At 71.2% G+C, this 23,208-nt stretch carries 21 protein-coding genes; 12 read left to right on the top strand and 9 right to left on the bottom strand.

The annotated features are described in order from the left end of the window. The first annotated feature begins 147 nt into the window (after positions 1-147). A complete protein-coding gene (locus tag OOJ98_RS14920) occupies positions 148-2,868 on the top strand; it encodes an exo-beta-D-glucosaminidase (RefSeq protein ID WP_267055164.1) in 2,721 nt (906 codons plus the stop codon). 47 nt (positions 2,869-2,915) lie between these two features. On the opposite strand, the gene OOJ98_RS14915 is transcribed toward OOJ98_RS14920, so the two are convergent. Continuing rightward, positions 2,916-3,500 carry a helix-turn-helix domain-containing protein gene (locus OOJ98_RS14915; RefSeq protein WP_267055163.1) on the bottom strand — a complete coding sequence of 195 codons (585 nt, stop codon included), beginning with the start codon at positions 3,498-3,500 and terminating at the stop codon, positions 2,916-2,918. Positions 3,501-3,641: 141 nt separating this feature from the next. On the opposite strand from OOJ98_RS14915, the gene OOJ98_RS14910 reads away from it, so the two are divergent. Then, positions 3,642-4,628 (top strand): alpha/beta fold hydrolase, encoded by a 987-nt coding sequence (locus tag OOJ98_RS14910; protein WP_267055162.1) that lies wholly within the window; start codon positions 3,642-3,644, stop codon positions 4,626-4,628. Positions 4,629-4,803: 175 nt separating this feature from the next. Here OOJ98_RS14910 and OOJ98_RS14905 read toward each other — a convergent pair whose 3' ends face one another. Together OOJ98_RS14905 and OOJ98_RS14900 are read right to left on the bottom strand one after the other, a co-directional pair. After that, positions 4,804-5,028, bottom strand: a complete 225-nt coding sequence (locus OOJ98_RS14905; RefSeq protein ID WP_267055161.1) for a helix-turn-helix transcriptional regulator — start codon at positions 5,026-5,028, stop codon at positions 4,804-4,806. Then, the gene (locus OOJ98_RS14900) at positions 5,028-5,519 is read right to left on the bottom strand and encodes a DUF2975 domain-containing protein (protein ID WP_267055160.1); all 492 of its coding nucleotides are present in this window, start codon (positions 5,517-5,519) and stop codon (positions 5,028-5,030) included. The genes OOJ98_RS14905 and OOJ98_RS14900 overlap by 1 nt, the downstream gene beginning before the upstream one ends. 226 nt (positions 5,520-5,745) lie before the next feature. Between OOJ98_RS14900 and OOJ98_RS14895 the strand changes: the two genes are divergently transcribed. Continuing rightward, the gene (locus OOJ98_RS14895; RefSeq protein WP_267055159.1) at positions 5,746-6,393 is read left to right on the top strand and encodes a dihydrofolate reductase family protein; all 648 of its coding nucleotides are present in this window, start codon (positions 5,746-5,748) and stop codon (positions 6,391-6,393) included. A 61-nt stretch (positions 6,394-6,454) separates the two neighbouring features. On the opposite strand, the gene OOJ98_RS14890 is transcribed toward OOJ98_RS14895, so the two are convergent. Then, the gene (locus OOJ98_RS14890) at positions 6,455-7,078 is read right to left on the bottom strand and encodes a LysE family translocator (protein ID WP_267055158.1); all 624 of its coding nucleotides are present in this window, start codon (positions 7,076-7,078) and stop codon (positions 6,455-6,457) included. A 110-nt stretch (positions 7,079-7,188) separates the two neighbouring features. Between OOJ98_RS14890 and OOJ98_RS14885 the strand changes: the two genes are divergently transcribed. Next, on the top strand, positions 7,189-7,641 hold the full coding sequence (locus OOJ98_RS14885; RefSeq protein ID WP_267055157.1) for an Lrp/AsnC family transcriptional regulator: 453 nt from the start codon (positions 7,189-7,191) through the stop codon (positions 7,639-7,641). Positions 7,642-7,749: 108 nt separating this feature from the next. Here OOJ98_RS14885 and OOJ98_RS14880 read toward each other — a convergent pair whose 3' ends face one another. Then, positions 7,750-8,358, bottom strand: coding sequence for a TetR/AcrR family transcriptional regulator (locus OOJ98_RS14880; RefSeq protein WP_267055156.1), 609 nt, complete (start codon positions 8,356-8,358; stop codon positions 7,750-7,752). 57 nt (positions 8,359-8,415) lie between these two features. On the opposite strand from OOJ98_RS14880, the gene OOJ98_RS14875 reads away from it, so the two are divergent. The 5 genes from OOJ98_RS14875 to OOJ98_RS14855 all read left to right on the top strand — a co-directional run bounded on the left by OOJ98_RS14875 (position 8,416) and on the right by OOJ98_RS14855 (position 14,598). Next, entirely contained in the window at positions 8,416-9,681 is a 1,266-nt protein-coding gene (locus tag OOJ98_RS14875) for an MFS transporter (RefSeq protein ID WP_267055155.1), read from the top strand. A gap of 53 nt (positions 9,682-9,734) precedes the next feature. Beyond that, positions 9,735-10,871 carry an NAD(P)/FAD-dependent oxidoreductase gene (locus tag OOJ98_RS14870; RefSeq protein WP_267055154.1) on the top strand — a complete coding sequence of 379 codons (1,137 nt, stop codon included), beginning with the start codon at positions 9,735-9,737 and terminating at the stop codon, positions 10,869-10,871. Between the two features lie 205 nt (positions 10,872-11,076). After that, positions 11,077-11,796 (top strand): class I SAM-dependent methyltransferase, encoded by a 720-nt coding sequence (locus tag OOJ98_RS14865; protein ID WP_267055153.1) that lies wholly within the window; start codon positions 11,077-11,079, stop codon positions 11,794-11,796. A gap of 130 nt (positions 11,797-11,926) precedes the next feature. Further along, positions 11,927-12,322 (top strand): STAS domain-containing protein, encoded by a 396-nt coding sequence (locus OOJ98_RS14860; RefSeq protein ID WP_267055152.1) that lies wholly within the window; start codon positions 11,927-11,929, stop codon positions 12,320-12,322. After that, a complete protein-coding gene (locus tag OOJ98_RS14855) occupies positions 12,319-14,598 on the top strand; it encodes a SpoIIE family protein phosphatase (protein ID WP_267055151.1) in 2,280 nt (759 codons plus the stop codon). The genes OOJ98_RS14860 and OOJ98_RS14855 overlap by 4 nt, the downstream gene beginning before the upstream one ends. A 34-nt stretch (positions 14,599-14,632) precedes the next feature. On the opposite strand, the gene OOJ98_RS14850 is transcribed toward OOJ98_RS14855, so the two are convergent. Then, the gene (locus tag OOJ98_RS14850) at positions 14,633-15,040 is read right to left on the bottom strand and encodes an STAS domain-containing protein (RefSeq protein WP_267055150.1); all 408 of its coding nucleotides are present in this window, start codon (positions 15,038-15,040) and stop codon (positions 14,633-14,635) included. 290 nt (positions 15,041-15,330) lie between these two features. Between OOJ98_RS14850 and ctaD the strand changes: the two genes are divergently transcribed. Together ctaD and OOJ98_RS14840 are read left to right on the top strand one after the other, a co-directional pair. After that, positions 15,331-17,058: a cytochrome c oxidase subunit I gene (ctaD, locus tag OOJ98_RS14845; protein ID WP_267055149.1), complete on the top strand. Its 1,728-nt coding sequence runs from the start codon at positions 15,331-15,333 to the stop codon at positions 17,056-17,058. Positions 17,059-17,072: 14 nt separating this feature from the next. Next, positions 17,073-17,417, top strand: a complete 345-nt coding sequence (locus OOJ98_RS14840) for a hypothetical protein (protein WP_267055148.1) — start codon at positions 17,073-17,075, stop codon at positions 17,415-17,417. Positions 17,418-17,531: 114 nt separating this feature from the next. Here the strand turns inward: OOJ98_RS14840 and OOJ98_RS14835 are convergent, their stop codons facing one another. Together OOJ98_RS14835 and OOJ98_RS14830 are read right to left on the bottom strand one after the other, a co-directional pair. Continuing rightward, positions 17,532-18,272: an alpha/beta hydrolase gene (locus OOJ98_RS14835; RefSeq protein WP_267055147.1), complete on the bottom strand. Its 741-nt coding sequence runs from the start codon at positions 18,270-18,272 to the stop codon at positions 17,532-17,534. Between the two features lie 189 nt (positions 18,273-18,461). Then, positions 18,462-19,148, bottom strand: coding sequence for a TetR/AcrR family transcriptional regulator (locus tag OOJ98_RS14830; RefSeq protein ID WP_267055146.1), 687 nt, complete (start codon positions 19,146-19,148; stop codon positions 18,462-18,464). Positions 19,149-19,362: 214 nt separating this feature from the next. On the opposite strand from OOJ98_RS14830, the gene OOJ98_RS14825 reads away from it, so the two are divergent. Next, positions 19,363-20,514 (top strand): NAD(P)/FAD-dependent oxidoreductase, encoded by a 1,152-nt coding sequence (locus OOJ98_RS14825; RefSeq protein ID WP_267055145.1) that lies wholly within the window; start codon positions 19,363-19,365, stop codon positions 20,512-20,514. A 74-nt stretch (positions 20,515-20,588) separates the two neighbouring features. Here the strand turns inward: OOJ98_RS14825 and OOJ98_RS14820 are convergent, their stop codons facing one another. After that, positions 20,589-23,144: an ABC transporter permease gene (locus OOJ98_RS14820; protein ID WP_267055144.1), complete on the bottom strand. Its 2,556-nt coding sequence runs from the start codon at positions 23,142-23,144 to the stop codon at positions 20,589-20,591. Between the last annotated feature and the right edge of the window lie 64 nt (positions 23,145-23,208).

Here is a 23,208-nt window from a genome sequence, read left to right as displayed (position 1 = left end):
GCCGCGGCCCCGGCTCCAACTCCGGTGCCGGGACCGACTCCGGCCTGGGCCTGGGCCTGGGCTCCGCTCGGGCGAGGCGGTCCTCGGCGGCACCGCACGGCCCTTCGTGCACACCTCGGCCGTGTCGTCGTCATCGCCCTGCTGGCCATGGCCGCCGCGGCACCGGCCGCGGCCTCGACCGACCGGCCGCCGCCGAGCTTCCCGGCGCCCACGGTGGTGTCGTCGACGGCGGGGAGTGCCACCGCGCTGACCGGCTACGCGATCCAGTCCACGGCCAAGGTCACCGCCTCGGCGGCCGCCGTATCGTCGCCCGGATTCCGGACGGACGGCTGGCACCGGGCCGCGCCCCGCTCCACCGTGCTCGCCGCGCTGGTCGCCGACGGCACCTATCCCGACCCGTTCTACTCCACCAACCAACAACGCATCCCGTCCGGTGCGTTCACCACGCCCTGGTGGTATCGCGGCGACTTCACTCTCGCCGACACGCGCGCCCGCGCCTACCTGGACTTCAGTGGTGTGGTCTCCGCCGCCGACGTCTACCTCAACGGCCGCCGTATCGTCGACGCGGGCACGGCCGCCGGCCTCTACCGGCACCACGAAGTCGACATCACCGCGCTGGTGCGTGCGGGTGTCAACACGGTCGCCTTCCGCGTCCAACCCAACGACCCGCGCAGGCACTTCACGGTGGGGTGGCTGGACTGGTTGCAACCGCCGCCCGACGCCAACATGGGCATCGTCCGCGACGTTCTCGTACGCCGTCGCGGGCCGGTCGCGCTCCACGACGCGCACGTCCTGACCGACCTGTCGGTTCCCTCATTGGGCTCGGCCGAACTCACCGTCAAGGCGCAGGTGCGCAACGACTCCCGGTCGACCACGACGACCACGGTCACGGCCGTAGTCGCCACCGCACCTCCCGCCCCGGTCCTCTCCCCACCTCCTCGCGGGGGCGGTGCGATCGTCATGCGCCGGCGGGTCACGCTGCGGCCCGGCGAGACCGGGTCACTCGTCTTCGGGCCGGACGACCACCCCCAACTGCGTCTGCGCCGGCCCGCAGTGTGGTGGCCGGCGGGCATGGGTCCTCAGAACCTGTACGGCCTCAGCCTGACCGCCACGGTCGCGGGCAGAACGGCCGACGCCACCCGCCACACCTTCGGCATCCGCGACGTCAAAGCCCCGCTCAACAGCGAGGGCGCCCGCCAGTACGCGATCAACGGCCGCCCCCTGCTGATCCGCGGCGGCGGCTGGTCCCCCGATCAACTGCTGCGCTGGGACACGGTCGGGGCCGAGGACCGGATCACGGCGGCGCTCGATGCCGGCCTGAACACGCTGCGACTGGAGGGCCGTATCGAGCCGGACGAGTTCTTCGAACTCGCCGACCGGCACGGCATCCTGACGCTGCCCGGCTGGGAGTGCTGCGACAAATGGGAGGCGCAGGTCAACCACGTCGATACGGCTGAGAGGTGGACGGGCGCCGACCGGCTGACCGCCCGCGCCTCGATGGCCGCCGAGGCCGCCCGGCTGCGCGACCACCCCAGTGTCCTGTCCTTCCTCATCGGCAGCGACTACGCGCCCGACCTCCCCACCGAGAGGGAGTACCTCGCAGCGTTGCGCGCAGCTGACTGGCGCACTCCGGTGGTCCCGGCGGCGTCCGACACCACCACTCCCCTGAGCGGCCGTTCGGGCATGCGCATGACCGGGCCCTACGACTGGGTTCCGCCCGCGTACTGGTACGACAAGCGCGAAGGCGGCGCGAGCGGTTTCAACTCCGAGACCAGTGCCGGCCCCTCCATCCCCACCCTCGACACCCTGCGCCGCACCCTCTCCCCCGCCGAACTCGACATCCTCTGGACGAAGCCGTCCGCGCCGCAATACCACCGTTCTCCCTCCCGCACCTTCCAGACCCTGGGCCTGTTCAACAGCGCGCTGGCCCACCGTTACGGTGCTCCACGCAGCCTCGCCGACTACACCGCGAAGGCGCAGCTGGCCCAGTACGAGAACGTCCGGGCGCAGTTCGAGGCCTACGCCCGCAACGCCTCGGACGCGACGGCACCGGCGACGGGCGTCATCTACTGGATGTTCAACAGCGGCTGGACGTCGCTGCACTGGCAGCTCGTCGACCGCTATCTCGACGAGGGTGGTGCCTATTACGGTGCGAAGAAGGCCAACGAGCCGCTGCACATCCAGTACGCGTACGACGACAGGAGCGTGGCCGTCGTCAACCGTCGGCCCGTTCCTGCCGCCGGGCTCACCGCCGACGTCGCCCTGTTCAGCATGGACGGCACCCGTCACTACCACCGCGTGGTGCACGGCATCCGGGTGCGCGGGGACGGCGCGAAGACCACCGTGCTCACCCTGCCCGCCCACGTGCGTGGTCTGAGCGGCACCTTCTTGGCACGGCTGACCCTGCGCGACCGCTTCGGGCGCGAGGTGAGCCGCAACGTGTACTGGCTCTCGGGCCGCCAGGACACCCTCGACTACGACGCCACCGACTGGTACTACACCCCCACCACCGGCTACGCCGACCTGACCGGCCTCAACTCCCTTGCCCCCGCAGCCGACATGGTCGCCACCGCACACACCGTCCGCCACCCCGGCGCCCTGTCCACCACCACCGTCACCCTGCGCAACGTGGGGGCCCGTGGACGTACCGCAGGTACGCCCGCCCTGATGACGGACGTTCACCTGGTCGACCGGGACGGCGCCCCTCTGCTCCCCGTCCGCTGGAGCGACAACCACGTCAGCCTATGGCCCGGCGAAAGCACCGCCCTCACCGCCACCTACCGCACCCCCTCCCCCCGCCACGGCCTCCCCCGCATCCGCCTCTCCGGCTGGAACACACCCACCCGGTACCTCACCCCGAGCAGATGACACCCGGACCCGATGACAGCGACGGCGCATATCAGTCAGAGCGTTTCTCAGGTGCGCGGCCGGAGTCGTTCACCCTGCGGTCCGAACATGATCAGGTACTCGACGGGGCCCTCGGACCCCGCGTTGGCGACTCCGTGAGCGGTGCGGGTGTCGAACTCGGCGACCTCCCCGGCGGTCAGGACGAGGTCCTGGCCGCCGAGCGCGAGCCACAGTCGGCCGTACAGGACGCACAGCCATTCGTAGCCGTCGTGGGAGACCTGCCGCGGTCTCGCCTGCCGCGGCTCCTCGACGGCGGGCAGGACGTGCTTGTGTGCGTGCAGGCCTCCGACGTAGCGGGTCAGCGGCAGCACCGCCTTGTCGTCGCCGAAGCTCAGCGCCGGGGCGCGGGGCCCGGCCGGCGGGGCAGCCGCGCCGCCCGCCAGCTCGTCCAGGGAGACGCCGTACTCCTCCGCCAGCCGCAGCACCACCTCCAGGGTGGGCTTGCGCCGGCCGGTCTCGATGCGCGACAGCGTGCTCGGTGAGATCCCGGTCGCACAGCTGACGCCGGTGAGCGTCGCGCCTCGACGCTCGCGCGCTGCGCGCAGCCGCGGGCCCATCGCCGCCAGCGTCTGTGCCACGTGGTCGCCCGCCATCGTCGCCGTACCTCCCGAACACGCCGTCACACCGTCCTGCCCTGCAAGTTTGCCAGCCTGGCAATGAACATGGCCCCGCCGGGCGGACACGACGCATGATCGACGCGTGGCCGCTTCCGTCGGCCCACCGAGGAGGAACTTATGCAGTCCGAGCCGTACGCCGCTCTCCGTCACCGGACGGTCGAAACCCCGGGTGGGCGCATGCACCTGGTCGAGCAGGGTGCCGGCCCGCTGGTCCTGCTCGTGCACGGCTTCCCCGAGTCCTGGTACTCCTGGCGGCGCCAGATCCCGGCCCTCGCCGCGGCCGGCTTCCGCGTGGCGGCGCTCGATGTGCGTGGCTACGGCCGCTCCTCGAAGCCGACCGCGCGAGATGCGTACCGCATGGTCGACCTGGTGGAGGACAACGTCGCGGCCGTGCGCGCCCTGGGCGAGGAGAGCGCGGTGATCGTGGGTCACGACTGGGGCTCCAACATCGCCGCGGTCTCCGCCCTCCTCCGCCCCGAGGTCTTCCACGCCGTCGGCCTGCTGAGCGTGCCGTACGCCCCTCCGGGCGGCCCCCGCCCCACCGACGTCTTCGGCCAGATCGGCGGCCCCGAGCAGGAGTTCTACGTCTCCTACTTCCAGGAGCCCGGCCGCGCGGAGGCGGAGATCGAGCCGGACGTGCGGGGCTGGCTCGCGGGGTTCTACGCGGCCCTGTCCGCCGACACCATGCCCGCCGACGGCGAGCCCGACCCGCACTTCGTGGCCCCTGACGGCCGGCTGCGTGACCGCTTCCCCACCGCCGCTCTGCCGGCCTGGCTGAGCGAGGACGACCTCGACTTCTACGCCGGGGAGTTCGAGCGCACGGGGTTCACCGGCGCGCTCAACCGCTACCGCGCCATGGACCGCGACTGGGAGGACCTCGCCCCGCACCGCGGAGCCCCGGTCGAGCAGCCTTCCCTCTTCATCGGCGGCGCCCGGGACGCCTCCACCACCTGGATGGCCGACGCCATCGACGCCTATCCCACCACCCTCCCCGGCCTCTCCGCCTCCCACCTCCTGGAGGGCTGCGGCCACTGGATCCAGCAAGAACGCCCCGACGACGTCAACCGGCTGCTCGTCGACTGGCTCACGACGCTGCGGGCCTGAACAGCCGGCCGGAGGTCGCCGCGGGCGGCACGGGGCGTTCCGGCCGGATGCGGCCCTCCTGTCGCCAGCCGGCCGGAGGTCGCCGCGGGCGGCACGGGGCGTTCCGGCCGGATGCGGCCCTCCTGTCGCCGCGGGCAGTGAGCCGCGCGCCGACCGGTGCAGCGGCCGCGTCCGCTCACTCGACCGGCACGCCCTCCTCGACCTCCCAGCGCAGCAGATCGCCGGGCTGGCACTCGAGCACCTCACAGAGCGCCGCGAGGGTCGTGAATCGCACCGCCTTGGCGCGGCCGTTCTTGAGCACGGCCAGGTTGGCGGGCGTGATGCCCACACGGTCCGCGAGTTCGCCCACCGACATCTTGCGCCGGGCGAGCATCACGTCGATGTCGACGGTGATCGGCATCAGATCACCTCGTCCAACTCGGCCTGCATCCGCGCCGCTTCGACATCCCGGTCGACGGCCTGAACGAGCAGCATCCGCAGGACGAGCACGATCAGGGCGACCCCCAGGACGGCCACACCGATGCCGGCCATGATGACGGAGACTCCCGGGTCCTCCCGCTGACCCGGCGCATTGATGGCGGTGACCGCGAACCAGACCAGGGCGGCCGCCACGATCGCGCCGATCAGCCCGTCCACGTACCGGAAGGCGGCGTGCGAGAACACGGTGCCGCGCCGCACCATCGTCACCAGTCGCCACACGCAGACCAGGGCGACCTGGGCCGCCCCCATGCCCAGGATCGTGACCACCCGCAACGGGGTCAGTGGGAGCGACCCGTCCTCCGGGTCGCTCCCACTGACCAGCGCCCAGACCATTCCCGCCTGCACGAACACGGTGCCGGCGAGCACCACCACCAGCACGGCGCGCAACGCACGCACAGTCATCCGGCCCATGACCCACCCCTTCACCCAACGCCTTACGATCGAAATCTATCGACTTTCGATAGACGGAGCAAGAGGTGGCAGCGGTGGGCCCCGGCAGATTCCGGAGTGGCGGGGTGGCGCGGCGGCGTGCGAAAAAAGATGTGGGCCGATGTGTCGATCCGGCACCACCTCGATCGACGTCAGAGTGTGCGGCGGTCTGCCGCGCGACCACACGACAGCACCAGACGAGGCACGCATGAACGACCAACTCCTGAGAGTCATGAACTTCAACATCTCAAGTGACGGTATCGCCGCCGGCGAGCACCAGACTCTTGAGTTGCCGTTCGGCCTGGAAAGCCCCGAGAGGCTGTTCTCGTGGGCCGGAGCCACGGCGAGCTGGCCGATGCGCACGGATTCCGGGGGAAGCAGGGGTCTCGACGACTACTTCACGCGGGACTTCGCACGCAACATCGGCGCGGAAATCATGGGCCGCAACAAGTTCGGGCCCCAGCGCGGCCCTTGGACGGACCACGAGTGGCAGGGCTGGTGGGGCCAGGAGCCTCCGTTCCACACTCCGGTGTTCGTCCTGACCCATCACCTGCGCCCCTCGATCACGCTCTCCGACACGACGTTCCACTTCACCGACGGCGATCCGGCCACGGTCCTGGACCGGGCGCGGGAGGCCGCACAGGGCAAGGACGTCCGTCTCGGCGGCGGAGTCACCAGCATCCGGGAGTTCCTCGACGCCGGGCTCGTCGACACCCTGCACATCGCCGTCTCGCCCGTGAAGCTCGGGAGCGGCCTGCGCCTGTGGGACTCGCCCGACGAGCTCACCGACCGGTACCACCTGGAGGTCGTGCCGAGCCCCAGCGGCGTGACGCACCACTTGTTCTGGCGGAAGTGACGCGGAGCCTCGGCCCCGGGAGTCCGGTCCCGGGGCCGAGGCGGGCCGAGGGGGCGCGCCCTCAGGCGGCCAGGCGTTCCACCAGCAGGAAGGCGCCGATGGCGATCATCATGGCGCCGCTGACGCGCGTGACGAGGCGGGCGGCCGCGGGGCGGGTGGCGAGGACCGTACGGGCGAGGACGCCGACGCCGAGATAGACGACCGCGCACGCGGCCAGGTGCATCGAGCTGAGCACACCGGTCTGCGCGGCGACCGGCCAGCCCGTCGCCGGGTCGATGAACTGCGGGAAGAGCGAGAAGTACAGCAGGAGCGCCTTGGGGTTGAGGCCGCTGATCCCGGCGCCTCGCAGCACTGCCTGGAGGCGAGGGACGTGTGCGGTCTCACCGGCGCCCGCGGCCTCCGGAACGGCCGGCTCGCGCAGGACGCCCCAGCCCAGCCACAGCAGATAGCCGGCCCCCGCGAGGGTCAACGCGGTGAGTACGGCGGGAAAGCTCGCGACGATCGCCGCCAGCCCCGCGATGGCCACCAGGGCGTAGGCGGCGTGGCCGACGATCAGTCCGGTCACAGCCGGGAGGACCGGGCGTCCCCCCATGCCGGCGGAGATCGCGTAGGCCCAGTCGGCGCCCGGGGTGAAGACCAGTAGCAGGTCCACAGCCAGGAAGGCGGCCAGTGTCGTCGTGCTCATCGGTTGTTCCCTCTCACATGTCGTGCTCCGAGGGAAGGCTAGGCGGGATGAGCCAGAAGGTGTTTGCGTCTTTACTTCATGATCGCGCGATCTGAGGGAGAATCTTTCTCATGGATGCCATGGACCGGAAGATTCTTGCGGAGCTGCAGGTGGACGGTCGTCTGACGGTCACCGAATTGGCCGCCCGCGTGCAGCTCAGCGTGTCGCCCTGCCACCGCCGGCTGCGCGATCTCGAACGCGGGGGCGCCATCCGCGGCTACCGGGCCATCCTCGATCCGGCGGCCGTGGGCCTGAACTTCGAGGCCCTCGTCTTTGCCACGCTGCGCTGGGAGACCCCCGACACCGTCACGGCGTTCGAAGAGGCCGTCGCCGCGGTGCCGCATGTGCTGCAGGCACAGCGGCTGTTCGGAGAGCCCGACTACCTGCTGCGGGTCGCGACCGCCGACCTGGCCGCGTTCCAGGAGCTCTACGACCAGCGCCTCGCCCGGCTTCCCGGTGTGCAACGCCTGACGTCGACCCTCGTCATGAAGAACGTCGTTCAGGACAGGCCACTGCCCGAATAGTCATCCCCGCCGCCTGTCGAGTCGCCTGCCGGGCCGCCCGTCGGACCGCCCGTCGAGCCCGATGGGCCCCATCGGCCTGGCTGATGGAGCCCCGGGCGAACCAGCCCCTCAGGCCGGGAGCCCGGAGCCCTTGGCGCTTGTCGTCGCGTTCCAGCCCGCTTCGATGAAGGCGAACGTCTCGTCGATGACCCGGGCCGCCCGGTCGGCGTCGCGCAGCGCCGGAATGGTGCCCAGGCAGTTGCGGGCCAGCAGCCGGCACGGAATGTCGGGGGCGGCGAGGCCGATGTCGGCGGCGATGGTCCGGGCGAGCGCGTCTTCGTGACGCAGCCACATCTGGGCCGCGTGCTCGCGCAGGGCCGGCGTGGAGTCGACGAGGCGGTGGAAGCGCTCCAGTTCGGGCTCGGCACGGGCGGCCCGCACCACCTCGTGGAGCCAGCCACGCAGGGCCTCCGGGATGGCCACGCCGTCCGGCCGCCGGCGCACCACGTCGAGGAGCATGTCCTCCTGTTCGGCGTCCTGGTCGAAGACGAGAGCCTCCTTCGACGGGAAGTGGGCGAACAGCGTCGCGACGGCGACATCGGCCTCCTGCGCGATCTCCCGTATCCCCACGTCGTCGTATCCGCGCTCGAAGAAGAGCCGCAGCGCAGTATCCGCGATCGTTCTGCGCGTCTCCGCCTTCTTCCGTTCACGGCGGCTGACCTGCGGTGTCGTCTCCATGACCCAACTATAACAGTTGCGTAATCAGAACGGTTCTGTTTACAGTTCCGTTCTAGCTTGGAGGACGTCATCGAGACCACCGCCCCCGCCCCACCCATGGCCGCACCCCCACCTGGACCCGCCGCGCCGGCGCTCCGCCGGGCGTGGGTTGTCATCGTGTGCCTGACCCTGCTGAACACCATCGGGATGACCGTGGTCTTTCCGGTGCTCCCGTTCGTCACCCTGGAGTACGTCCACGAGGGCTCGCTGGCCCTGTGGGTCGCGGTGCTGGAATCGGTGAACGCGCTGTGCGCGTTCCTCGTAGCGCCTCTGCTCGGCGGCCTTTCGGACCGCTTCGGCCGAAGGCCGATCCTGATCATCAGCGCGTTCGGAGCCGCCGCCGGTTATGCCGTGTTCGGCGTCGGCGGAGCGCTGTGGGTGCTCGTCGCCGCCCGAGCGCTGCAGGGCCTCACCGCGGGCGACATGCCGGCGATCTTCGCCTACGTCGCGGACATCACGCCGGCCGAGGACCGCGCCAAGCGCTACGGCATGCTCGGGGCCCTCGCCGGGGTGGGCATGATGCTCGGCCCCGCGATCGGCGGAGCCCTGTCCACCTGGCACCTCGACGCACCGGTCCATGTCACGGCGCTGATGGCCGTGGCCGTGGGAGCGGTGTCGGTCTTCGCGCTTCCGGAGAGCCTCGCCCCCGAGAACCGGACGGCGAAGGTGAAACTGAAGGACCTGCACCCCTTCAAGGTCCTCAAGGACGCCTTCGCCCGCCCCGAACTACGCCTGCTCCTGGGCGGGTTCACCCTGGCCGGCATCCCGTTCTACTTCTACGCCAACAACCTCCCGGTCCTCGGCAGGGACACCGTCGGCTGGGGTGCCACCCAGATCGGCCTGCTGATGTCGGTCGCCGGAGTTCTCGACATCGTCATCCAGGGCGGGCTGCTCGCCCTGCTGCTGCCGAGGATCGGCGAACGAGGCGTGGTCATCGCGGGCCTGGTCGGCCAGACCGTGGGGTGTGCCGGCATGGCTCTGGTCGCCCACTCGCTCGACGCACCCCAACTCCTCGTCGCCGCAGCCCTGTTGTTCGCCTCCGGACAGGGCGCCACGACCGCGGCCCTCGACGCGATGATGTCGAACTCCGTCGCGGCGAGCGAACAGGGCTGGCTGGCAGGAGGCATCTCCTCCATAGGCTCCGCCATCCAGATGACCGCCCCCCTGCTGGCCGGATGGCTGTACGTGAGCTCCGGCCGCGCGACGCCGTACACGCTCGGCTTCGTCATGCTCGCCGCCGCCGCGGTGCTGCTCCTGCGTGCCAACACCCGCCCCGCCCGCTGAAGCTCCGCCCGGTCCCGCCGGGCCTCCGGTCAACCACCCCTGAAAGGGACCCCATGAGCGAGAACACCCCCCGCATCGCCATCGTCGGCGCCGGCCCCGGCGGCCTGCTGTGCGCCGCCGTCCTGCGTCAGCACGGCATCGAAGCGACCGTCTTCGAGCGTGACACCAGCCCCCGCGCACGTGACTGGGGCGGCAGCCTGGACCTCCACCAGCACACGGGGCAGGCCGCCCTGCGTACCGTAGGCCTGTACGACACCTTCCTCGCCCTGTCCCGTCCCGAGGCGCAGGAACTGCGCGCGTACGACCACACCGGGCGACGCATCGGCCAGGACGACGGCGGCCACGCCGGGCACCGCGTCGCCGCCGAGGACCACGACGACCACACCGGCCCCGAGATCGACCGCACCGAGCTGCGCGACATGCTGCTGGGGGCGCTCGGCACGGACCACGTCCGTTGGGGCAGCCCCGTACGGGCCGTCACGCTGACGGCGGACGGCCGGGCGCGGATCACTCCCGAGGCCGGCCCCACCGAGGAGTTCGACCTGGTCGTCGGGGCCGACGGCGCCTGGTCCACGGTCCGGCCCCTGCTGTCCGACGCCATACCCCTGTACACCGGCAACACCCTCGTCGAGACGTGGTTGCACGACGTCGACCGCCGCCACCCCGGCCTGGCGGCGATGATCGGCCCCGGCATGATGCTCGCCACCGACGCCGACGACCCCGAGCACGTCCTCATCGGCCAGCGCAACGGCAACGAAAGCATCCGCGTGTACATCGGGCTCAAGTGCGAGCAGGACTGGGCCGAACACGCCGGTGTCGATCCGGCCGACACCGGCGCCGTACGCGCCTGGTTCCAGAGCGTCTTCGCCGGATGGCACACCGATCTGCTGCGGCTGCTCACCGAGAACGAGGGCCCCTTCATCAGCAGGCCCGTCTTCCGCCTGCCCTACCCGCACACCTGGGAGCACACCGCAGGCGCCACCCTGCTCGGAGACGCCGCACACCTCATGCCCCCGGCCGGCCAGGGCGCCAACCTCGCCCTGATCGACGGGGCCGACCTCGCCACAGCCATCGTCGACGCCGTCACGACCGGATCCGGCCTCGATGCCGCCGTCGAGCGTTACGAACACCTCATGCATCCGCGCGGCGCGGTAGCCGCAGAGGTGTCCGCCCGAGCCCTTGAGCACTGACGGACCGCTCGTCCCACCCACGGCGGCAGGACGTGAACGTGACGGCCCGCGTAGCTCGTACGAGGGTGCGCGGCCGGAACAGCGATTCTCACCTCGCCCACTCAACTATCGTCCGGACCAGGCCTGTTGCTCGCCCCGCACACACAGCGCACGCCACGCACCGGCCGGACCGAACATCGCGCATCACCCACCGCAAGGAGACGTCATGACCGTGTCCGACCGTTACCGCTCTTCCTGGGACGGCTACTGGGAGCAGAGCTCGGGCGAGGCGGGCGAGCCCTTCTGGGACGCGGACCCCGCCCTCACCGCGCGGCGCGACCTCGACCACCTCACTCCGTACGCCGACCACACACTGCCCATCGCCGACCTCGGGTGTGGCAACGGCACCCAGACCCGCTTCCTGGCCACCCGCTTCTCCGCCGCGGTCGGCGTCGACCTCTCCGCCGCGGCTGTCGCCCACGCCCGCCGCGCCGACCCGGACGGGGTCGCCACGTACGAGCAGCTCAACCTCGCAGACCCGGCGCAGGCCGACGCGCTGCACGACCGCCTCGGGGACACCAACGTCTACATGCGGGCGGTCCTGCACCAGAGCGACCCCGAGGACCGTCCCGCGGTGGCCGCGACGGTCGCCCGGCTGGTCGGCGCGCACGGCCGCGCCCTCGTCCTCGAACCGACCGGCGCGGCCAAGGAGGTCATCGCCGCCATCGCCGCGCAGCCCGGCGGCCCCTCCCTGAAACTGCGCCGTGTGAAGGAACACGACCTGCGCCCCGGCGAGGTGGCCGAGGGCGAGGTGGCCGCCCTGCTGCGCGAGACCGGCCTCACCCTCCTCGCGGAGGGCACGACCGCCCTCGTCATGAGCGAGACCCACCCCGACGGCACCGCGGTGGAGCTCCCCGCCCGCTGGTTCGTGGCGGGCCGCCCCTGAGCCGTCTGCTCTCCGTGAGGATGGTGTGATTCCGCAGGGGGCTTCCGGGGTAGGCGGCGCGGGAAGCCGGTTTCTTCCCATGGGGGTTGGCGGTCAGCGCTTCACACGGAGGAAGCTGAGGGTGTTCTCGGTGAATGTCAGGCGGGACGGGCGCAGCGTGGTGCTCGCGCTGCGCGGGGAGCTCGACCACGACAGCGTGGAGCAACTGCGCGACGCGGGGAACCAGGAGCTGGCCGAGGGGCGGGCGGCGGGGCCGGTGGTGGTCGACTGCGCCGCGCTGTCGTTCTGCGACTCCTCGGGCATCGGTGAACTCGTCCGTCTGCACCAGCAGATGGCCCTGCGGAGCCGGGCGGTGCGGCTGGCGTCCGTGCCGGCGCCGGTCTCCCGGCTCTTCCAGTTGACGGGTCTCCATCAGGTGCTTTCCGTCCACGCGGACGTGGACGGAGCGCTGGCCGTGGACAGAGGCGATGCCGTCGCCGCCGGTGCTGAAGGCCCGGTCCTACCGAACGAGGGGCACCGCGCATGACGCGTGTACCGAAGCCGCAGCCCGCCCGCCTTGTCGTGGGGGCGGGCGCATCCGGCACTGCCAGGGGCGGGGCGGAGGACGATCTGCGGGCCCTGTTCGGGCAGTCGACGGCCGTGTTCGCGTCCCTGGCCGGTCCGGCGCACATGGTGGAGACCGCCAACGCCGCGTTCTTCGCCGCCATCGGAGGCGGCGAACACATCCGGACCGGCATGCCCCTGGGGCAGCTGGTTCCGGAGCTGGCGGCGCAGGGTTTCATCGCCCTCCTCGACCGGGTCTACCGCACCGGGAAACCCCATACGGGGCGCGACGCCCGCGCGGTGCTGGGTCGCGGGGACACGGCCAGGGAGGCGTTCTTCGACTTCTCCTACGAACCCCGCCTGGACGCCGGCGGAAACGTCATGGGTGTCCGGGTGATCGGGGTCGAGACGACCCAGGTCAAGCACGCCCAGCGGCTGACGGCGGAGCACCGGGCCCTGCTGGAGCAGATCGCCCGCCAGGCTCCGCTCCTGGACGTGCTGGACGGGATGGCCCATGTCATCGAGGACCTGGCGCCCGAGGAGGTACTGGTCTCGGTGCTGTTGGCGGACGCCGACGGCAGGCACCTGCGTCACGGCGCGGCGCCGAGTCTGCCCGACTTCTACAACCAGGCCATCGACGGCATAGCCACCGGCGAGGGCATAGGTTCGTGCGGCACGGCCGCGCACCGGCGGCAGCCGGTGATCGTCACGGACATCGCCACCGATCCGTTCTGGGAGGACTTCCGCGGCCTGGCCGGCCAGGCCGGCGTCGCCGCCTGCTGGTCCACGCCCATCCTGGCCCGCGACGGCTCGCTCCTTGGCACCTTCGCGATGTACCACCGTGTGCCCCGCGCACCGCAGGAGGCCGACCTCGCGCTGGCCCGGGTCTTCGCGGGCACCGCCGCCCTGGCGATCGAGCGGGACGCCGCGGAGAAGGCGCGGCTGGCGGCCGAGGCCCGCGAGAAGGCCGCCCGCGACGACCTCGCCTTCCTGTTGGACGCGAGTGCCGCGCTCACCTCCGACCTGGACGCCAGCCAGACCCTCCGCCGTCTCGCCGACTCGTGCGTCCCGAGACTGGCTCCCCTGTGCGCCGTCGATGTCGTCCAGGGCGGGCGGGTGCGCCGCGTCGCCACCGCCGCGCCCACCGAGAAGCAGAGCGCTCTGCTCGCCTCCCACATCCCGGTGTACGACGCCGACGACGACGCCGTCTCCCGCGTCCTGGCCTCCGGCACGAGCGAGGTCGCCCGTCGCACACCGACCGGTCCGGGTCCCTGGCACGAGCTGGGCGTCACCGGCTACCTGTGCGTTCCGCTGATGGACCGAGGCAGCGCGTTCGGCACCGTGACCCTGCTGTCCACCGGCGAGCACACCTTCGACGGTCACACCGTCGCCCTGGCCGAGGAGCTGGCCCGTCGCGCTGGGTCGGCCGCGCACAACGCCCGGCAGTACGCCCACCGCACCACTCTCGCCCGCGACCTCCAGGCCGGCCTGCTCCTGCCCGACCTGCCGGCCGTCCCGGGCACCGATGTCGCCACCTATTACCATCCGGCCGGCGAGGGGCTCGACATCGGCGGCGACTTCTACGACGTCTTCCCCCTCGATGACGGCCGCTGGGCGTTCATGCTGGGCGATGTCTGCGGTCGCGGCGCCATCGCCGCGACCACCACCGCTCTGGTCCGGCACACCGCACGCGCCGTCGCCCCGTTCCTGCCGGGTCCCGAGGCCGTCGTCAAGGCCGTCAACCGGGCCCTGACCAATCGTCCCGACAGCCACGGCGGCGGCTTCGTCACGCTCGTCTACGGGCAGCTCACTCCCACGCCGGACGGTCTGGACATCGAGCTGGTGCGCGCGGGTCACACGCTCCCCCTGCACCTCGGCGACCACCACACGGCCCGTGTCGTGGACGCGCAGGGCTCCTTGCTCGGCATTTCCGCCGACCCCGACGTGACACCCCACCATCTGCGCCTGCGCCCGCACGAGAGCCTGCTGCTCTACACCGACGGCATCACCGAGGCCCGCAACGCCGATGGCGAGCAGTTCGGCGAAGAGCGCCTCGTCGGCGTCCTGGCCGGCGCGTTGCACGAGGGCGGCGCCGGTCACGTCATCGACGCGGTGACCAGCGCCGTGCGTACGTTCACCGGGGGTCACGACATCGACGACGACCAGGCCGTCCTCGTCCTGACCGCCGCGGCGTCCCGGCCCGGCGAAGACGGCCTCATCGTTCCGGACAGCGCGGACGGGCTCCGTTCACGGGAGTGAGCGGAGCGTTCGCCTGCTCCGCGGGCCCGGTCGCTCACGCGGGGCGTTCCAGAGCCCGGGTCACCGCCGAGGCGTCGCCGGGAAAGCTGGTGGCGGCGGTGAACAGCGCGCGGGTGCGGGTCAGCGCGAGGAGCCGGCGCATCGCGGGGCTCGCGGAACGGATGCTGAGGGTTTTACCTTGCGCCAGCGCGCGCCGGCGGGCCCTGAGCAGCGCGCTCAGTCCTGAGCAGTCGCAGAAGGCGACCTGCCGCAGATCGAGGACCACGCCTGCCGCCGAGTGGTCAAGCGCCCGGCGCAGGTGCTGGTAGAGGGCGTCGGCGCTGTCGAGATCGAGCTCGCCCTCCACGAGGACGGTGCGGGCGCCCTTCGCGCGCGCCGCGAGCCCTCGGGAGGAGTACGGGCCTTTGCCCGCAGCTCGCGCGAGCGGGCCTGGAGCTTTCATGGCTGCCTCCCACACGACTCCACCGCGCTACGCCGGTCCCTATCAATCTGCGCCGCCGCCTCGTAGGACGTCAAGGCATACCGGAAACCGGGTTACCCCTTCGCCCCGCCGAGCGGGCCCCGGTTGAATCCGGCGCGATGCGATGCGAGGCGGGGCGGCCGTGCCGAGCCGAGCCGAGCCGAGCCGAGCAATTACAGGCCCACATGGCTGATTGTCCGGGTTCTCGCGTTTCGCTTTTCCCCTCAAGGGCACTGACGTGGCGTCTGTCCGCCTGTGTGCGAGGGGTTTTGATGGTTACTACGGCTCAACCGGTCGCGGAGTCCCACCCCAAGAAACGTTCTAAAGGGAAGGTGCTCGTTTCTTGGCTCACCACGACGGATCATAAGACGATCGGCCATCTCTACCTGATCACATCATTTGTCTTTTTCATGTTCGGCGGCGTGCTCGCTCTGCTCATCCGGGCGGAACTTGCCCGCCCTGGACTGCAGATCGTGTCGCAAGAGCAGTACAACCAAATGTTCACGCTGCACGGCACGGTGATGCTGCTGTTCTTCGCGACGCCGACCTTCGCCGGTTTCGCCAATGCGATCATGCCCTTGCAGATCGGCGCGCCGGACGTCGCGTTCCCCCGGCTCAACATGCTGGCGTACTGGCTGTTCTTCTTCGGCGCCCTCATCGTGATCGGCGGCATCGTCACCCCTCAGGGCACGGCCGACTTCGGCTGGACCGCCTATACGCCGCTGAGCGGTGCCGCGCACACGCCGTTCGTCGGCGGCGACATGTGGATCATGGGGCTGGCGCTTTCAGGATTCGGGACCATTCTGGGTTCGGTCAATTTCATCACGACGATCGTCTGTATGCGTGCGCCGGGCATGACCATGTTCCGCATGCCCATCTTCACCTGGAACATCCTGCTGACGTCGGTTCTCGTGCTGCTGGCCTTTCCGGTCCTGGCCGCCGCCCTTCTCGTCCTGGAGGCCGACCGCCGGTTCGGGGCGCGTGTGTTCGCCCCGGAGAACGGGGGCGCCCTTCTGTGGCAGCACCTGTTCTGGTTCTTCGGGCATCCCGAGGTCTACATCATCGCGCTGCCCTTCTTCGGCATCGTCACCGAAATCTTCCCGGTGTTCTCCCGTAAACCCATTTTCGGTTACGTGGGCCTGGTGGGTGCCACCCTCGCCATTACCGGTCTGTCCGTCACGGTGTGGGCGCACCACATGTTCGCGACGGGCGCGGTGCTGCTGCCGTTCTTCTCCTTCATGACGTTCCTGATCGCCGTGCCCACCGGCGTGAAGTTCTTCAACTGGATCGGCACCATGTGGACGGGATCGCTGTCGTTCGAGACACCGATGCTGTGGTCGATCGGATTTCTCGTCACCTTCCTCTTCGGTGGCCTGACGGGCGTCATCCTGGCCTCGCCCCCTCTTGATTTCCATGTGACCGACTCGTACTTCGTCGTGGCCCACTTCCATTACGTGGTGTTCGGAACGGTGGTTTTCGCGACGTTCGCCGGCTTCTACTTCTGGTGGCCGAAGTTCACGGGAAAGTTCCTCGACGAACGTCTCGGGAAAATCCATTTCTGGACCCTGTTCGTCGGGTTCCATCTCACGTTCCTCGTCCAGCACTGGCTCGGTGCGGAAGGCATGCCCCGCCGGTACGCCGACTACCTGGCGGCGGACGGGTTCACCGCCCTCAACACGGTGTCCTCCATCGGCGCGTTCCTGCTGGGCGCCTCCACCCTGCCGTTCCTCTACAACGTGTGGAAGACCGCTCGGACCGGACAGCGGGTGCGCGGCGAGGACCCCTGGGGCTTCGGCCGGTCGCTCGAATGGGCCACCACGTGCCCGCCTCCGCGGCACAACTTCCTCACCCTCCCCCGCATCCGTTCCGAATCACCGGCCTTCGATCTGCACCACCCCGACGTGGCCCAGATCGACCGCCTGGTGAACCAGGGCCGGCGCGACATCGTGGACGACGACCACGGGATGCACCCGCACCTGCCCGGCGACCGGGACCAGTAGGAGGCGAACTCAGCGTGAACCGGCAGGAGTTGAGCGGCGGCCTTGCCGAACTCGAGGGCTACCTCATGGTTCAGGCCGCCCGGCACCAGGCCCGCGAGGAGGCCGAAGCGTTCGCCGGGCAGTTGCCCTGGCTGACGACGGCCGAGCGCGACGACGTCATCCGCCATTACATTCCCCGGCATCTCGCCCGCGAGGCCGATGCATCGCGCCAAGTGGCCGACCGTAAGCGGGAGTTGGATGCCGACTACCGCCGTCGCTACACGCATCTGCGCCGACGGGTCACCGCTACCGCCGTCGCCGCGATGTCCTTGACCAGCCTGTCGCTCTGCCTCACCGCTCTCGCACTGTGCCGACGATGAGGCTCGCAGTCGAGAGCCACCGGCCTCCCGGGCACCCGCCCCCGCCTCCGAGTACCGGGGGCGGGGCCGAGGCGTAACAGGCGCCCCGGCGGCACGCCGGCCGCCGGGCCGGCCCTACTTCAGATGTCGGGAGAAGAACTGGGCGGCGGCCTCCCCCGCGAACTGCGGAACCCCGGTGTGGCCGCCCATGTTGGCGTGCAGGGACTTCTCCTTGGAGCCGAACGCGTCGAAGAGATCCAAGGCGGCCTGCCGGTCGTTCCCCTCGTCGTCCCACTGCAGCAGGACGTGCAGCGGAATGGTGACCCGGCGCGCCTCGTCGAAGATGGCGCGCGGCACGAGACTCCCGGCGAAGAGACCGGCGGCCACGATGCGGGGCTCGACCACTGCCAGCCGGACACCGATGGAGATGACTCCCCCCGAGTACCCGACCGGGCCGCCGATCTCGGGCAGCGACAGAAGGGCGTCCAGAGCGGCCTGCCACTCCGGTGCCGCCTTGTCGACGAGCGGCAGGACGAGGGCGTCGACGATCTCGTCGCTCACCGGCTCGCCCGCCCCCATGGCCCGGCGCAGGTCGGCACGGGCCTGGTCGACGGCCGGCCAACGGGGCCGGTCGCCGCTTCCCGGGAGTTCGATGGTCGCGGTGGCGAAACCCTCTCCCGCGGAGTGCAGAGCCCGCGCCAAGAGCCGGGGGTACATCCTGCCGAGACCGAGGGGCGGGTGGCCGAGCAGGATCAGCGGCACCGGGGCGGAAACGGACGCGGGGGCGGGTGTCCACAGGAACCCGGGGATCTCGCCGAGGGAGAAGGCGCGCTCGATGACGTCGTCGTCGAGTCGTCGTTCGGAAGTGAAGTGCACGATCGTGCCTTTCGGGAGTGCGCTGGAACGGCGCTCCCGGACGACGGCCTATCGCCCGACCGTGGCCCCGGAGGGGAGCACCCATGTCGATACTGCGTTCACGGGTACCACCTCCTCGATCTCTCGCACGGCCACCCGAAAGGTAGCAGGGACCGCCTGGCGCCGGTCAACCGGTTTACGGAGTGCCCGTCAGCGCGGGCGTGGCGTGTGCGCGATCCCGTTGACCAGCGCCTGGAGGATCCAGTCGCGCCGTGCCGTCGGCGGGCCGGAGATCAGGTCCGCGCCGAGGGCGGCGACGTGCGGGTGCCGCGCGGGTGAGGCCTGGTCCAGGCCGGCGGCGAGGGCCTTCCAGTCGTCCTCGGCGCCGGCGCTCTGGCGGCGGCCGGAGTGCTCGGCCGCGGTGGCGGTCGCGGTCTGGAGCAGCGCGTCGACGCCCCAGGCGGCCTGGCCGGCCGGTACGCCGCCTTCGTCGAGCAGCGCGAGCAGCGCCTCGACGAGGTCCAGGTAGTGGGGACCCGAAGGGCGGGCGATGAGCGCCGACTGGGCCAGGCCGGGGTAGGCGTAGAGCACCTCGATGTACGAGGCGAGCACGGCTTTGACCCGCTCGCGCCAGTTGCCGGTCGCCGCGGCGGCCACTAGGTCGACCTCACCCAGCAGCGCCTCGAGGATCGCCGCGTGCAGCTCGGCGGTGTTCGCCACGTACACGTACAGCGAGGCGGGGCCGGTGTCGAGTTCCTGCGCCAGCCTGCGCATCGTGAGCTTCTGCAGCCCCTCGGCCTCCATGATCCGCACCGCGGTGCCGATGATGCCGTCGCGGGTGAGTGCCGGTTTGGCGGGGCGCTCTCGGCGGCTGCGCGGCTGGGGGTTCGGGGTCATGCCCTCAGCATAGCGAACACGTTCGTCGCGAACAGATTCGCCGGCTCAGGCCTCGCTTGCCATGAGTGACCCGAACAAGACCGTAACGAACTTGTTCGTTGCGAACATGTTCGTTACGGTGGAGGTGTTCCCGGGGCCCGCCCGTGCGGCCCACCCGCCGTGCCGCCCGCCCGTGCGGCCCTCCCCACCACCCCACGCGAACAGGAGCACCACCATGACCACCACGGCGCACCATCCCATTGCCGTCATCGGCGCCGGTCTCGGCGGCCTGACGCTCGCCCGCGTGCTCCACGTGAACGGTGTCGAGGCGGCCGTCTTCGACCTGGAGGCCGGACGTCACGTCCGCGGCCAGGGCGGCATGCTCGACATCCACGAGGAGAGCGGGCAGGTCGCCCTGCGCGCCGCCGGGCTGTACGAAGGCTTCCGCGATCTCGTCCACCCCGGCGGGCAGGCCTGCCGTGTGCTGGACCAACACGCCGTCGTCCACTTCGAAGAGCCGGACGACGGCGACGGCGACCGCCCCGAGGTGGACCGGGGCCAGTTGCGCGACCTCCTCATCGACTCCCTGCCCGCCACCACGGTCCGCTGGAACCGCAAGGCCACCGGGGCCCGTGCCCTGAGCGACGGCCGGCACGAGGTCGTCTTCGCCGACGGTGGGCGCATCACCTGCGACCTGCTGGTCGGCGCTGACGGCGCCTGGTCCCGCATCCGTCCGCTGGTCTCCGACGCCCAGCCGGCGTACACCGGCATCTCGTTCGTGGAGAGCGACCTGCTGGACGCCGACGCCCGGCACCCGGCCGCCGCGGCCGTCGTCGGCGGCGGCGCGCTCTTCACCCTCGCCGGCCGCAGGGCCGTGCTGGCCCACCGGGAGACCGACGGCAGCCTGCACGTCTCCTCCGCGGTCCAGATCGCCGAGGACTGGCTCGACGGCATCGACTTCAGCGATCCGCGGACGGCCACGACGGCAGTGCTGAAGCAGTTCGAGGGATGGGACGAGAGTGTCCAGGCACTGATCAAGGAATCCGACAGCCCGCTGGTCCCCCGGAAGATCCACGCGCTGCCCGTCGGTCACCGCTGGGACCCCGTGCCGGGTGTGACGCTGCTCGGCGACGCCGCCCACGTGATGTCCCCGTTCGCCGGCGAGGGAGCCAACCTCGCCATGCTCGACGGCGCCGAACTCGGGGAGGCCGTCGCGGCACACCGTGGGGACGTCGACAAGGCGATCGCCGTGTACGAAGAGGCCCTCTTCCCGCGCAGCGCCGAGAAGGCCCGGCAATCCGCCGACGGCATCGACCTGTGCTTCGGCCCGGACCCGATCACCGCCATGGTCAGCCTGTTCACTTCGCCCCGGGACGAGACGGCCTGAGGCAGTGCGGACCGGACGGTCACCCCGACGCCGACCATCGCGGCGCCGGCGCACTGCCCACCGGTAGCGCCTCGTCATGCCCGCGCCACCGCCTCCAGCGGGCCGAGCCGGGCGGCACGCCGGGCGGGGACTGCGGCCGCGACCGTGCCCACCGCGAGGCCGAGCGCCACGACCAGGGCGAGCGTGCCCCAGGGCAGCGAGAAGGAATACTGCGGGATCGCGCCATTGGCCAGCCCGCTGACCTTCCACGCCCCGAACAATCCGCCGGCCAGCCCGAGGAGCGTGCCGAAGGCGGCGACGCACACGGCCTCCAGACGGATCATGGTCCGCACCGCCGGGCGGTCCATGCCGATGGCCCGCAGGACGCCGATCTCCCGGGTGCGCTCCGAGACCGACATGGCAAGGGTGTTGACCATGCCGAGCGTCGAGATCAGTACGCCGATGGCGAGCAGCCCCATCACCATGGTCATGAGTTCGCCCGCGGTGCCGGCCTGAGCCCGGACGAGCTGACCGCGGCTCTGGACGGTCAGGAGCGGGCTGTTGCCGACCGCCGCGCGGAGCTGCTCCTCCAGGCCCGCGGAGAGCGTGCCGTCATCGGTGCGGACCAGGAGGCGCTGTACGGAGTCGCGCAGGTACGCGTGGTTCTGTACGTCGGCGCGGTAGCCGAGGACGTCCTGGGCGGTGGGGTTGTCCTCGTACACGCCGACCACGGTGTAGCGCTGGTCGTGGTCGCCGGCGCCGATGCTCGCGTCGAGCGGCATCCCGGTGGCGAGGTGGTGTTCGGCGGCGTAGCCGCGCGAGACGGCGATCCTGCCGGGGCCGATGTCGGTGACGGAGCCGCTGACGAAGCGGAGCTTCATGACCTCGCCCACGGTCCGGGGGTCGACTCCGGAGATCTGCTTGCCGCCCGGGGTGATGGTGGAGTCCGCCACGGCGGAGGCGGTGCGCACGCCGGGCACCGCGGCGACGCGTCGGACGGCCGCCGAGTCGATGGCGGTGGTGGAAGTGCGCGTGCTGATGATGCAGTCGGCGCTGAGACCGGCGGCGGCCTGGGAGTCCAGGGCCCGGTTGGTGGAGTGGTCGATGACCGCGAGGCCGGACACGAGCGCCGTGCTGATCATCAGCGCCGCCGCGGTGGCCGCGGTACGGCGCGGATTGCGCAGGGTGTTCTCGCGGGCGAGGTCGCCTGCCGCTCCGAAGCGGGCGACGAGCCGGCCGAGGAGGCGTATGACGGGGCCGGCGAGGAGCGGGGCGAGCAGGATCAGTGCGACTACGAGGATGCCGCAACCGAGCAGGGCCGTCTGGAGGTTGGCGTCGGTGGCGCCGACCGCGTCGCTCAGCGAGATCAGCAGACCGGCGCCGAGCACGAGCAGGGCCAGGCCGACGGCGCCGCGGATGCGGGAGAGCGCGGGAGACGGCGGCTGATCGGCCGTGCGCAGGGCCTCGACAGGAGCGATGCGTGCGGCGCCGCGTGACGGCAGCCAGGCGGCGAGCACGGTGACGCCGACGCCCGCCACGAGTGAGGCGATGACCGGCATCGGCCCGACCACCAAGGGCCCGCTGGGCAGCAAGTCGCCGGACGAGTCGAGGAGTTGGGGCAGGACGGTGGCCACGCCGAGGCCCAGTACGAAGCCCAGCGCGGACGCGGCGAGGCCGACCAGGGTCGCCTCGGCCAGGACCGAGCGGACCACTTGGCGGCGGGTGGCGCCGATCGCCCGGAGCAGGGCGATCTCCCGGGTGCGGCGGGCGATGACCATGGTGAAGGTGTTGACGATGAGGAAGGTCCCGATGAACAGGGAGACCGCCGCGAAGAGCAGCGGGAGCCGCTCGTAGCTCTTGATCCTGGCGCCGATGTAGAGGGACTGCTGGGCGGCTCGGGCGCCGGCGGTGACGGCCTCGGCGTGGTCGGTGGGCAGCAGGGCGGTGACCCGATCGGAGAGCTCGGACTGGCTGGTGCCGGGTGCGGCCGTCAGGTCGATCCCGGTGTAGCGCCCGGGGGCGGCGAACAGCTTCTGGGCGGTCGCCCTGTCGAAGACCGCCAGGGTCCCTCCGGCGTTCACCCGGCTGTCGGTGGTGGACACCAGGCCCACCAGGCGTGGGGTGAGGACCGGTCCGTCGCCGGCGAGCGTGACCGCGTCCCCGAGGCGGTAACCGGCGGCTTTCGCGGTGCCGCGGTCGAGGGCGATCTCGTCGGCGCCGGCGGGGGCCCGGCCTTCGGTCAGCGGGTAGCGGCTGTCCTTGCCGTCGGGGCCGGGCAGGTAGCCGGCACCGAATTTGCCCATCGCGGTGTCGGCGCGCATCGGGGTGCCGTCCTTGGCGGCCAGGGTGACGGTGCCGTCGGCCGTCGGGCGGGCGGCAGCGACGCCGGGCACCTGGGAGAGCCGGCGTACGAGGGTGTCGTCGAGGGCCGCGTACTGCTCCTTCGGCGAGGCGCCGGGGACGGATTTCGGGCCGACGCTCACGGCGATGTCCGCGGAGTCGCGGGACATCGCGGCGCGGTGGGCGGAGGTGGTGGAGTCGGCGAAGACCAGGGAGCCGGAGATGAACGCGACGCCGAGACAGACCGACAGGACGGTCATGATCAGACGGGTTTTGTGCGCGAGGACGTTGCGCAGGGCTGTTCGCAGCATGGGGGCTTTCCGCGGTTCGGGAAGGGAGGGGGGCCGGTGCGGGGCGGGGAAGGAGGGCGGCGGG

This window comes from Streptomyces sp. NBC_00083, from assembly GCF_026343295.1.
Classification (GTDB): Bacteria; Actinomycetota; Actinomycetes; order Streptomycetales; family Streptomycetaceae; genus Streptomyces.
The sequence above is the reverse complement of the archived record's forward strand: the minus strand, read 5'-3'. Positions and strand labels throughout refer to the sequence as shown.